At 45.9% G+C, this 12,487-nt stretch carries 3 protein-coding genes; all 3 read left to right on the forward strand.

Annotated features, from left to right (window positions below; genetic code table 11):
• Positions 1–446 precede the first annotated feature (446 nt).
• Positions 447–7,688: a peptidase gene (locus HXT34_RS01900; RefSeq protein WP_421785236.1), complete on the forward strand. Its 7,242-nt coding sequence runs from the start codon at positions 447–449 to the stop codon at positions 7,686–7,688.
• Positions 7,689–7,872: 184 nt separating this feature from the next.
• Positions 7,873–11,061 carry a bifunctional [glutamine synthetase] adenylyltransferase/[glutamine synthetase]-adenylyl-L-tyrosine phosphorylase gene (locus HXT34_RS01905; protein ID WP_419399110.1) on the forward strand — a complete coding sequence of 1,063 codons (3,189 nt, stop codon included), beginning with the start codon at positions 7,873–7,875 and terminating at the stop codon, positions 11,059–11,061.
• 133 nt (positions 11,062–11,194) lie between these two features.
• Positions 11,195–12,430, forward strand: a complete 1,236-nt coding sequence (gene pyrB, locus HXT34_RS01910) for an aspartate carbamoyltransferase (protein ID WP_421785239.1) — start codon at positions 11,195–11,197, stop codon at positions 12,428–12,430.
• The last annotated feature ends 57 nt before the right edge of the window (positions 12,431–12,487 follow it).

The raw sequence follows: 12,487 nt of genomic DNA on the forward strand, positions 1-12,487 counted from the left end.
ATTATCTCGTGAGCGTGCATGTTTAAGCGCGCTTACGAGATATGTTTTATTTGTGCGACTGTATATAAATGCGCAAAAATGTATATATGCATAAAATAGTTGCGTTTTATTCTAAACATGTGTTTGGAATCGCCATTAAAACTGTAATCTAGCTTACATTTGTTATGAGAGTTTCCGCCCCAAAAATATGCCAAAAACGTTGAAATAAAGTCTCGCGGGGGGGGGTTAGTAGGCTATACATCATAACAAATACGTTGCAAAATATTCGTATATTCGGTATTATTGAGTACAAATCTCAACAAAAGAGATTGCGCTTTTGAGAGCTGAGCAGAAATCTCATATGTATTTGACCGTAGTTCAATCAGCGTTTGATTACTGCATTAAGCTTTTCGCTAATAAATTCATAAAGACTTATTCAGAGAGAATCGATATTAAGGAGATAAACAATGGCTAATTCAAATTCCGGAAAGCACGCACGTAAGGTAACCCTTGATGCTGCAGTAAGCAACGCGATTGCAAAGGCTGTGGATGCTCGCAAGGTGGCGGCGTTTACGGTTGGTGCAGCAGGCGTGCTGGCTGGTGCTGCGTTCGCTTTTGGAGCAACTCCTGCAATGGCGGCGGAGACTGGTGCGGCTCCTGATACTAAGCCGACTGCTGTGACTGCTGATGAGAATGCTGGTGCTGATAAGAAGGCTGAAGCTGGTAACTCTGATGATAAAGCTGATGCCAAGCCTGAAGATAAGAAGCCTGAAGCTAAGGAAGCTGATAATAAGGGTCAGACTGAAGATAATGCTCAGACTGATCAGAAGGATGAACATAAGAATCAGGTTAAAGATAATACTGTAGAGAATAAGAATCCTGAGCAGTCTGTAGCAAAGGCTGAAGATAATAAGTCTGATAAAGAAAATCAGAAGCAGGAAAATACTACTGCTGGTCAAGATCGCGATTCTGATGGTGCAGAAAGTCAAGATCCTAATAGAATTAAGCCAGATACAACGGATAAAGCTAATACCAAGATTGAAATTAACGAGAATAACGCTGACACTGTGCCGAACGTGTATGGCTGGGGAAGCTCAGACAATACATACAGCGTAGATGGTGAAAATCATACTGTTACCTTCCATTTTGCAGTGCCAAAAGATGGCAAGATTACCAGTATCGCTATTTTCCCTGCTAAGACGAATGGTTTCAATAATGCGAAAAGTGAGAAAGGTATTGATTTTTACTCGAAAGATTCAGGCAAACACCAAGATTATTCTGGCGAATATAAGTTTACTGCGAATGATGATGGTTCTGCTGACCTTAAGATGACAACTCTTTTTAGGGATGGTAACCTTAATGGAGGCGCTGAGAAGTATACAGCCAGTCGATCTATTTTTGTGTATGTAACTAATAAAGATAATAAAGAAACTATTGCTTATAAAACAAATGTATTCCGCGCTGTAACGCTTGTTCCGCCAAAGACTTCCGGCTCTGTGGTTCTTAAGTATAACCAAGAGCTTACTCCTGAAAAGGTTCAAGCAGCAATTACTGAAGCTGGCAATGTTGAAACCGCGCGTAGTGATAAAAAGTCGGTAAATGATCAGCTTTCTGGTAAATTTACAGAAAATATTAAGGTAAGTTCTGCGGATGCTTACGACAAGACTACGTTTGATGCTATTAATGCTAAAAAAGCTGGCGATACAAACTCTTATGTAGCTGGTGCGAAGACTCTTAACACCTATATGGTTACGGATTTGGGCTTTAAGTCCGGGGCTATTCCGCTTACAGTTGCGCGCTACGATACGCGTATCGATAAGCCGATTGTTGAGGACCCGACTAAGGTTTCGGCTGAAGTTAAGGAAGATATTAAGAAGAAGCTTGCACGCCTTAATAACGTAAGCCTAGATCAGGTGACCATTAACGACCAGGGTGAATTCACTATCAACTTTGCTGGCGTGGATCCAAAGGACGCTCCTAAGATTCCTTTGCGCGACCTCGTGTTGAAGAAGATTGAAGAAAAGGATATTTCTGTTCCTGCAGCCGATAAAGCAACCATTGTTTACAATCCACTCGCTTACAACGATGCCGAGATTGCGCGCATTAAGAAGGCTATTTACGAAGCTAATAAAGAAAATAAAGATCTTGGATTAAGCGCTACTGACTACGAGAACCAGATTTCGCTTGAATATCTTAAGGGCAATCTTACTGCAACTGGTGACTCTAATAAGGGCATCTCGAATGGTCAAGCAGAAAATATAATTACCGTTAAGATTAAGACCGATAAGGCAGTTGCCGAGTTTAAGTCTGATGTAAAGGCGCACAAGCTCACGCGTTTGGCAGATATTCGCAAGGATTACAACGTTTCGTGGAAGCAAAATAAGATTGACGGTCGTGACAGTGATGAAGGTCTCTCATGGAGCGAAGATCGGAAGACAATCATTTACCGTTACGATCCAACGGCCGCAAAAGAGTTTGATACAAATAAGATTCTTAATTTGCTGAAAGCTACACCAAAGGATCCAAACTCTGGTTTGCGTGACCTCACGGGCAACGAGAAGCTTGATCACGAGGGCGTGGATGGAAAAGGCAAGAAGTCGCATGTAGGCTACGTGATCAAAGATGATCAACCTACCACTGAGTTGTCGCTTGGCAACATGAGCGGTGCTTATTGGCAATATAGTCAGAAGGTTGATAATTCTGGTGTGGACCTCGGCGATAATTTATCGGAAGCTGGTTCGTATTCCTGGGATAATGAAGCTAAACCGGTATTTGTTGCTGCTAAAAAAGACAAGGTATATAAGGCGCGCCTGTTTGTTTTGCCGTATGGATTGACGATGTATAGAAATGTTTACATGGAAAACGGCAATCAACCTTGGAATACGCCTAAGGCAATTAACGTTATCTTTGTGCCGCAGACAAATCATAAAACAAGTGATTTGAAGACATCTGTTGAGGAGCACAAGACTGTTGCTGTTGATGGCAATGAAGTTCCAACGCAGTCAGCCTATTACAACGCGTCTGATAAGAAGAAAGAGGCGTATGACAAGGCATTAAAGACTGCAAAAGACTTGCTTGACACGGTAAAAGACAAGCAAGAAAAAGACCTTACCGAAGAGCAGAAGGCGCAAATCGATAACGCGACGATTAACCTTAATAAGGCACGCGCCGAGCTTGATGGTGCTGACACCAACAAGGATAAGCTGAACGCCTCGATTGAAGCCAATGGTAAGGCTGCAGAAGGCGCTAACCCTGCGTCTGGTACGGTATCAACGAACCAGTTCAAGAACGTAAGCGATCCTGACTTCAAGACACCTGATGGCAAGCCTGATACCACTAAGAACGAGAAAGCTAAGGCTGCTAAAAAAGCTTACGATGAAGCGCTCGAGAAAGCCAAGACTGTAACAGCTGATGATAACGCCACGCAAAAGGCTGTTGACGAAGCCAAGGCCAAGCTTGATGCTGCGCGCGAAAAGCTTAACGAATTTACCACCAACAAGGATGAGTTGAATAATGCTATCGCTCAGCACGGCAAGGTGTACACGGGCGATGCTGATAAGCAAGATGAAGCGAAGCTTAAGACTGCCGACCCAACCTACCAAAACTCTACTCCTGAACAGCGCAAGGCTTACGACGACGCTGTTAAGAAGGCTGGTGAGGTAGTCGCCGATCCAAACGCTTCTCAGAAGGAAGTGAACGAGGCTATCAAGAAGCTTAAGGAAGCTAAGGATGCGCTCGACAAGAACGCAACCAACAAGGCTCCTCTTGACGCTGCCGTTCAAAAGACTTTAGATAACCCTGATCCAAAAGATCCTAACAAGCATAGCGTGTTCTACACGAACGCCGCCGCGAAGAAAGACACTGACGCGGCTGCTAAAAAGGCTGTTGAGGATTACGATAAGGCGCTTGCAGAAGCTAAGAGAGTGCTTGGTGACAAGAACGCTACAAAGGCCGATGTAGATAAGGCTAAGAAAGATCTTGAAGATGCTGAAAAGGTACTTTATGCTGAAACTTATCAAACAAAAGCAACTGATCTTGCGCAGGCACTTGTGGACAACTTCAGCGGTTATTTGATGCCAGCGTACTTCAATGCCTTTGATGAAGCGCAAGCTAAGGGCAAAGATTCTCAAGCCGCAAAAGACTTCAAAGACTATAACGACGCTTATCATGCTGCAAAAGACTTGATGGATGAATTAAAGAAGCCAGGGAGCACCGTAGATCAGAAAAAGGTTGACGCGGCTAAGGATAAGCTTGTTGAAGCCCGTAAGGCAATCGATAAGTACGCCACCGACACCAGCAAGATTTCTGCGGCGCTGCTTCACAGCTTGGCTATAACTAAAAGCCCAGCGTATCTAAACGCGTCCGCTGGTGCTGCAGGTTCTGAGGAAGCTAAGGCAAAGCAAGCCTACGATGATGCTCTTAAGGCTTTGCAAGATGCATTTAATGATAAGATGCCTCAAGATACGGTAGATGGCAAGCCTGGTAGTGCTGCAATCTCAACAAATAATATTCCTGCAAAGGATGGAGACACTAGTAGCCCTGACTATCTTAAGAACATCCAGTCCCACGCTAAGGGTCAGCCTTTGAATAGGGATGTGACAAAGCTCCTTGCAAAGCTTAAAGAGGCTGTTGCAGGCTTGGATAAGTTTGCGACTAAGACCGATGATTTGCTTAAGTCTGTTAACGAGGACGCGGCCACGCATCAAAACCCTGCGTTTAAGAATGCTTCGCAGCCTGATTTCAAGCAAGCTGACGGTACGACTGCTGATGATACTAAGAATAATGCTGCTAAGGCTGCTGTAGATGCTTATGGTGACGCTCTTAACGCAGCTAAAGACTTGCTCAAGAATCCTGACGCAACGCAGAAGCAAGTCAATGATGCACTTAATACCTTGAACGAGAAGCGTAAAGCTCTTGATGCCTACAAGACTGACGTTAAAGCGCTCAAGGATAGTGTTGGCAAGCACGGTAACACGCAAGATCCAGAGTCTACAGCTGCAAAGGAAGGCACTGTTACTTCTGATGCGTATCGCAATGCGTCTGACCCTCACTTCATGAAGGAAGAGGGTGGCAAGCTTGTTCCTGATACGAATAAGAATGATCAGGCAGCCGCAGCCAAGAAGGCGTATGATGAAGCTTTGACAAAAGCTCAGGAGCTTTTGAAGAAGCATGCTGATGAAGCTACGCCGCAAGACGCAAAGCCAACTCAAAAAGACATCAACAAGGCGCTTAAGGATCTTGATGAAGCACGTACCAAGCTTGACGCGTACAAGACTGACACAACAGCCTTGAACGGTGAAGCTGAGAAGTCTCAGTCTGATGCTGAAGGCTCAGTTGCAACTGGCAAGTTCGAGGACACTCCAGAGTTCAAAAATGCTAAAGCTAAGACAAGCGATGGTAATGAAAATGCAGACATTACTGCTTACAAGACAGCCCTTGCAAATGCTCGCAAGTTAGTAAGTGATGCAAAGGATACAAGCAAGAAGAACAGCGAACGTCCAACGCAAAAGCAGATTAACGATGCGCTCGATGCTCTTAAAGCAGCTAAGAAGCAGATTACTGATAACTACAAGACGAATCTTGAGCCGTTGACTTCTGCTAAAGACTTTGCAGGTGGCGACTTTAAGAAGACTCCTGAGTATCTAAATGCTGTTGCTAAGAAGACTGCTGGTGATCAAGGTGCTACAGCTGCCTTGGGTACAGATGGTGGCGACACGGGCTTCGATAATGTTTTGAAGAAAGTTACCGACAAGCTTAATGACAAAGCTTGGAAGCAAAAGGCAACGCAAAAAGATGTAAACGCTCTGCTTAAACAGCTGAAAGACGCTCAAGATAAGATTGCAAAGGAATATAAGACTGATGCAATTAAGCTTGAACGCGAAGTTGGCGATAAGGATCAAGACGGCAAGCCAGTTGTTCCTCCGTTTGAGGCGTCGGTGACATACAAGAATGCACTCGAAAAGGCGAAGACAGAAGAAAATACAACGGACCCTAACTCCGCAACTGCAAAGCTCAAGACCTATGCTGACAAGCTCAAGACTGCACAGGAACTCGTCAACAAGGTCAAGAATCCTGATCCAAACGCGAAGCCAGAAGATCGTCCAACCCAAGCTCAGATAGACAAGGCTTTGTATGAACTTAAGGCTGCGAAGGCTGCAATCACCAATGGTTTCAAGACCGACGTCACTGACTTGCAAAAGGAAGTTGACGATAAGGATAATACTGGCACAACTAAGGTTCCTGACATTGAGAACACAACAGAGTTCAAGAACCTCAAAGCAAAGGTTGATGGAGATAAGAAGCCTGATGACCTTGTAGCGTATGAGCAAGCTTTGGCTAAGGCTAAGGAACTCATCGATAAGAACGATGGTAAGGTCACGAAGGATGGTCAAGAAGTTGACGTTCCAAAGGATCAGCTCCCAACTCAGCAAGAAGTTGACGAGGCTAAGAAGGCTCTTAAGAAAATCAAGGACAAGATTATTGCCAACTACAAGACCAATTCGACCGTGTTGCAAATGGAAGTCGACAAGTCTAAGGACGGCGACGACGACCCGCGTGATGACGTGTTCGAGAACACTCCTGCGTTCAAGAACGCTGATGCTGTGAAGGGCGAAGACGGCAAGGATAACACCGACATGGCAGCCTACAAGGCAGCTCTTGACGCTGCTAAGAAGCTCCTTGCCAAGTTTGACCCTGCTACAGGTTTACCAAAGACTGATCTTCCAGCAGGTGAAAAGGCTCCAACCCAAAAAGACCTTGACGATGCTCTGGATGCCTTGCAAAAAGCTAAGTCGAAGATAGAAAAAGACTATGTAACTAAGAAAGACAATCTGAAGTCCGAAGCGGATGCTAATGGCGACTTCACCAAGACTCCTGAGTATCAGAATGCTCAAGCTAATGGTGATGACGAGTCTAAGAAGGCTCTTGAGGATTACAAGAAGGCTCTCGAAGACGCTAACAAGGTTCTTGGCGACAAGGATGCAACCCAGGCTCAGGTTGATGAGGCTTTGAAGAAGCTTCAGGCTGCTAAGAAGAAGCTTACTGATTCTAATAAGACGGATAAGTCTAAGCTTCAGGATGAGGCTGATGGTGATGCTAAGTTCCGTAAGTCTTTGTACTTCATTATTGGCAAACGCGACGATATTGAGGCTTATAAGAAGGCTTTGGCTGAGGCTGACAGCGTGCTTAACGATCCTAATGCTACTCAGGCTCAGGTTGATGAGGCTTTGAGGAAGCTTCAGGCTGCTAAGTATAAGCTTAATCACCCGTTTGGCGCTGGCAGTGGTGTTGGTAGCGGTAGCGGCTATGATACCGATGCTGATGCTGGGGATGGTTTTGATACTAGTGATTCTCAGAGTGCTTTGGTTGATAAGTCTGCTTTGCAAGTCGAAGTTAATAATTCTGAAGCGGATTCTTCTGCTGCGTCTAAGTCGAACACTGCTGCTGCTAAAGCTTACGTGAGTGCTTTGGCTGAAGCTAAGCGTGTGCTTGCTGATAAGAATGCTACTCAGGCTCAGGTTGATGAGGCTTTGAGGAAGCTTCAGGCTGCTAAGGCTGCATGGCGTAATGCTTCTGGCGCTTCCGGTAATGCTAGCGCTCTTGCTAAGACGGGTGCTGCAACTGGCTTGTTTGCAAGTCTTGCCGCAGTATTCTCTGGTCTTGGTGCTGCAGGCGTAGCTTCTCGCCGCCGCAAGCACTCCAACGAGTAGTCTCGTGCGCGCTTTGACTGAGTCTGAAATTATTGGAATTTCAGGCTCCTTCAAAGCGGAAACTCGCTTGGATTGGAAGTCCAGTGGACTTCCAACGCGAGTTTCGTAAACAAAATCCCTCGCAGGTTATCTTCCGATAATCCGCGAGGGATTTTTGTACACCACCACAATGTAAAGTTGCGGTATGGAAAGTGCGAACATAACAGATAGTGCAACTACTGAAACCAACTGCAACGAAAGCAGCACAAACTCTTCCGCACTCACCTCAAGAAGCCTTATTAAAGCCGGCTTTTCTCGCCCGGATGCCGCACGTTGCGCAATGATGGCAATACGCAAAAACTGCAATAAAATATCGTTTGAAACATTATTAAGAAGCGCGCTTACAGTTGAAGATCCAGATTCCGCATTGCTTTCATTGCAAGATTTAAGTGAAGCATACCCCGAAATAATAAATAATATTTCAACTTCAAATTCGCAAATATCTGACTCATTAACAAGCCTGATGCAAGTATTAGGTGCGTCTAACGCGTTGGCAATGCTTATGCGCACAAGACCTAATCTTATAAAAGCCGCGGCAAACGACCCGAATCATCTTTTTGCAATGACTAGGGAAGAGCGCGTAAAAGACCTACTCGAAGCAATACAAGCGTATACTGCAACAGTTGTTGCTTCTGAAAGCAGCGATTCCAACACAATTTACTTAACATCCCTCGGCTTTGCGCAAGCGGTTTCTGCGCTTCGTGCGCGCTACCGTGAGCATGTTGCTGCAATTATGGCGGCTGATTTAGCTAGCGCTGACCCTGTTGAAGTGCAGCCAGATATTAGTCGCAAACTTTCCGACGCGGCGGATGCTGTTCTAGAGGCAGCGTTGTCTATTTCGCGCGGTCAGGTTACTGGTTCTTCCGCATGCAGATTTGCGATTATTGCTATGGGTAAGCTTGGCGCACAAGAAATTAACTATGTTTCCGACATCGATTTGATTTACGTTGTGGAGCCTGCGGACTCCGGCAACAAGCAGAATCAGGACGCTGCCTTGCGTGTTGGTGCTTCTATGGCGATGGTTTTGCAAAAAGTATGCCAGTCAGTGGTTATGGGCTCTGTGGAGCCTCCGCTTTGGCAGATTGATACTGCGCTTCGCCCGGAAGGTAAGGATGGTCCTCTTGTTCGTAGGCTTGATTCTCATAGGGAATATTACGAAAAGTGGGCTAGTAGCTGGGAGTTTCAGGCGCTTTTGAAGTCGCGCCCTGCAGCAGGGGATGCGGATCTTGGAAAAGCTTATCGCGATATGGTCGAGCCGTTTATTTGGAAGGCTTCTGGTCGTGAGCATTTTGTAGCTGACTGCCAGCATATGCGTCAGCGTGTGGAGTCGCTTATTCCGGCTTCTCAACGCGATTTAGACATGAAGCTTGGCCGCGGCGGCTTGCGTGATGTTGAGTTTACTGTGCAAATGCTGCAGCTTGTGCACGGAAGTGAGGATGAGTCGCTTCGAGTAAGGGATACTATTTCTGCTTTGCAAGCGTTGGCTCAAGGTGGCTACGTCTCTAGGTCTCAGGCTGCGCTTTTGGCAGAACACTACCGTTTTGAGCGTGTTCTTGAGCATCGTCAGCAAATGTGGAGTATGCATCGCACGCATTTGTTCCCAGATTTGGGTGCGCAAGGAAACGGCGGTTTGGATCGTGCGCGCACAATTTCTACAGAGCAGCTTAATAATAATGAGCAGATTTGTCGTCTTGCTCGTGCTGTGCGGCTTCGTCCGGAAGAGTTGGTTGCGCGTTTTGATAAAGCTCGTCGTGAAATTCGGCACTTGCATAAGGATATTTACTACCGTCCGATGCTTCCTATTAACGCTCAAACGGATGCGGATCCTATTGTGCTTTCGCCGGAGGCTGCTCGCGCTCGCTTTGCTTCTATTGGTTTTGCGGATGCTCGTGCAGCACAGTTGCATGTTGAAGCGCTTACGGAGGGGCTTTCTAGGGCTGCTAAAATTCATAGAATTTTGCTTCCGGCAGTGTTGAAGTGGCTTGGCGACGGGCAGAATCCAGATATGGGTTTGCTTGCGTGGAGGCGTCTTGCGGAGCGTTTTGGCGGAAAGAACACGTATCTTGGTTTTTTGCGTGATTCTCCTTCCGCAGCTCAGCGTCTTTGCCACGTTTTGGCGGATTCTCGATATCTTGGCGACGCTATGATGCAGTCGATGCAGTCTATTACTTGGCTTGGTGACGACGAAGCGTTATCTGCGCGCGATAGGGCAAGTCTCGACATGCAAACTAGTGCAATGGTTGCGCGTTATGCAAGTAATATTGCGGATTTTGCGCAGTCTTTGCGTGCTCTTCGCCGGCAGGAAATTGAGCGAGTTGCTTTAGCTTGGATGTGTGGTCTTATTGACGACGATACTTCTATGCTTGCAATGAGTGACGTGTTTGATGCTATTTTAGATGCGACTTTGCAATGGTCTATGCGTGAAGCTGTGTCAGCAATGAATTTGAATGCTCCTCAAGCTGAAATTGCTATTATTGCTTTAGGTCGTTACGGTGGTAGAGAAGTAAACTTCTGTTCTGACGCAGATATTATGGTAATTTACAAGCCGGTTGGTGAAGATTGCGATTTAAACGCAGCTCACCGCTTTGCGCAAAAAACTGTAGATATTTTGCGCAATATTTTGCAAGGTCCTCTTACGCTTGAACCAAAAATCATGGTCGATTTGGATTTGCGTCCGGAAGGAAAAGACGGTCCGCTCGTTCGTTCGCTAGAATCTTGCGAAAATTATTATCGTCAGTGGGCTAGCACTTGGGAGCATCAAGCGTTGTTGCGAGCGCGTTTTGCTGCAGGTTCTAAAAAGTTGGCGGATGCTTTGCTTGATGGCGTTGTGAACGAATTGCGTTACGCTGCAAATCCTCTTAGTGAATCTCAGCTTGCTGAAATTCGTAAGCTTAAAGCGCGCATGGAAGCGGAGCGTTTGCCTCGAGGTGTGAGTAGGGATAGGCATTTGAAGCTTGGTCGTGGCGGTTTAAGCGATGTTGAGTGGACCGTGCAATTGATGCAATTGCAATATGCTTCAAAGCATAAGTCTTTACGAGTAGTTGGAACTATGCAAGCGTTGAAAGCATTGCAATCTGAGCATTTTATAAGCGACGAGGATGCTGAAGTTTTAAGCCGCTGCTGGCATATGTGTTCTGCAGTGCGCAACGCAAACTTCTTGTGGTCTGGCTCAATGGCTCGCGCAGATATTATTCCAACTGACTCGTATTCTTTGGGCGGAATCGCAACTTACCTTGGTTACGAGCCTAACCAGGGCCGCGTTTTTGAAAACGATCTTCTAGCAACCATGCGTCAGTGCCGCGAAATCATGTCTCGTCTTTTCTACGCTCGCTAATTTTGCTGTAGTTAATGCTAGTATGTCGCCACTCCGGGGGTTGGGGATTCGTCAACGCTAATCAGTAAAATTGCGTAGGTCGCGTGTGGTTGCGACCGTCTTGCCAATTGACGGAAGGTGAGCGGTACTTATTATGACGAACGCAATTTCTAGTTCTTTGCATCAAACTTTTTCTCTAAGCACAATTGCAAATTCTCTAGCGGGCAAAAGTGTTGTTACATTAGACGATATTTCAACTGCGCAAATACGAATGCTTTTAGACAAAGCGCGATACATTGATTCGCACCGTAAAGAAGTGGCTCACACTTGCGATGGCAGAGTGTTGGCCACTCTTTTTTATGAGCCGAGCACGCGCACTCGCTTAAGCTTCGAAACAGCAATGCTGCGTTTAGGCGGAAAAGTAATCGGTTTTGCAGGTGCGCAACTTTCTAGCGCAAGCAAAGGTGAGACTGTAAACGATACTTTGAAAGTCGTGTCTAATTATGTTGATGTTGTTGCAATGCGTCACCCAAAGGAGGGTGCTGCTTTTGTTGCAACGCAAGCTGTGAGCACGCCTATTATTAACGCGGGCGACGGCGGTCACATGCATCCAACTCAAACTCTTGCAGACTTGGCAACTATTCTTGCGCGTTTCGGTCGCCTTAATAATCTCACTGTCGGCTTGTGCGGCGACTTAACTTACGGACGTACAGTTCACTCGCTTATTGAAACTTTGTGCCGCTTTGGAAACGTTCATTTTGTGCTGATTAGCCCAGATGAGCTTAAAACTCCTCAGTACGTAATCGACCGCATTGATGATACGCCTTCGTGTACTTACGAGGAAACTCGCGACTTGATGGAAGTTATTGGCAAGCTTGACGTGCTTTACATGACTCGCGTGCAAGAAGAGCGTTTTACGGATCGCGAGCAGTACTTGCGACTTCGTGACACGTATATTTTGACTGAAGAAAAATTGCAAAAAGCAAAGTCGCATATGCCTGTGCTGCATCCGCTTCCGCGAATTAATGAGATTTCTGTTGACGTTGATGACGATCCTCGCGCAGCATACTTTGAGCAGGTTAAAAACGGTATGCTTATGCGCATGGCTTTGGAAAGTTCCGTTCTTGGCGACGAGCTTTGCGGCTACGAGCCAACTGATTTTGTGAACGTTCCAGAAGACGAATTGCAATCGGTTGACGCGCACGGAATTTCATTAGCGGATCCTCGCGTGCATGTAACGGATGTGAATGCGCCTGAAAATCTTACTTGCCCGAATCCTCGCTGCATAACAAACAGTGAGCTAACTCTTAAACGCAAGTTCTACAAAGCTGATTCCGTAAGGCACGAGTATCGTTGCATGTATTGCGACGAAGAAGCAGAAACCAAGTAAAATTTGCTGTATGTTATTTACATATTGATTGCTTCGTTATTTATTCGTGTGGATATT

The organism is Gardnerella sp. DNF00983 (genome assembly GCF_049244265.1).
GTDB lineage: Bacteria > Actinomycetota > Actinomycetes > Actinomycetales > Bifidobacteriaceae > Bifidobacterium > Bifidobacterium vaginale_J.

What these genes read in the sequence shown, in the direction of transcription:
- HXT34_RS01905 (WP_419399110.1), top strand. Translation starts at nt 7,873, where the DNA reads ATGGAAAGTGCGAACATAACAGATAGTGCAACTACTGAAACCAACTGC.
- HXT34_RS01900 (WP_421785236.1), top strand. Translation starts at nt 447, where the DNA reads ATGGCTAATTCAAATTCCGGAAAGCACGCACGTAAGGTAACCCTTGAT.
- pyrB (WP_421785239.1), top strand. Translation starts at nt 11,195, where the DNA reads ATGACGAACGCAATTTCTAGTTCTTTGCATCAAACTTTTTCTCTAAGC.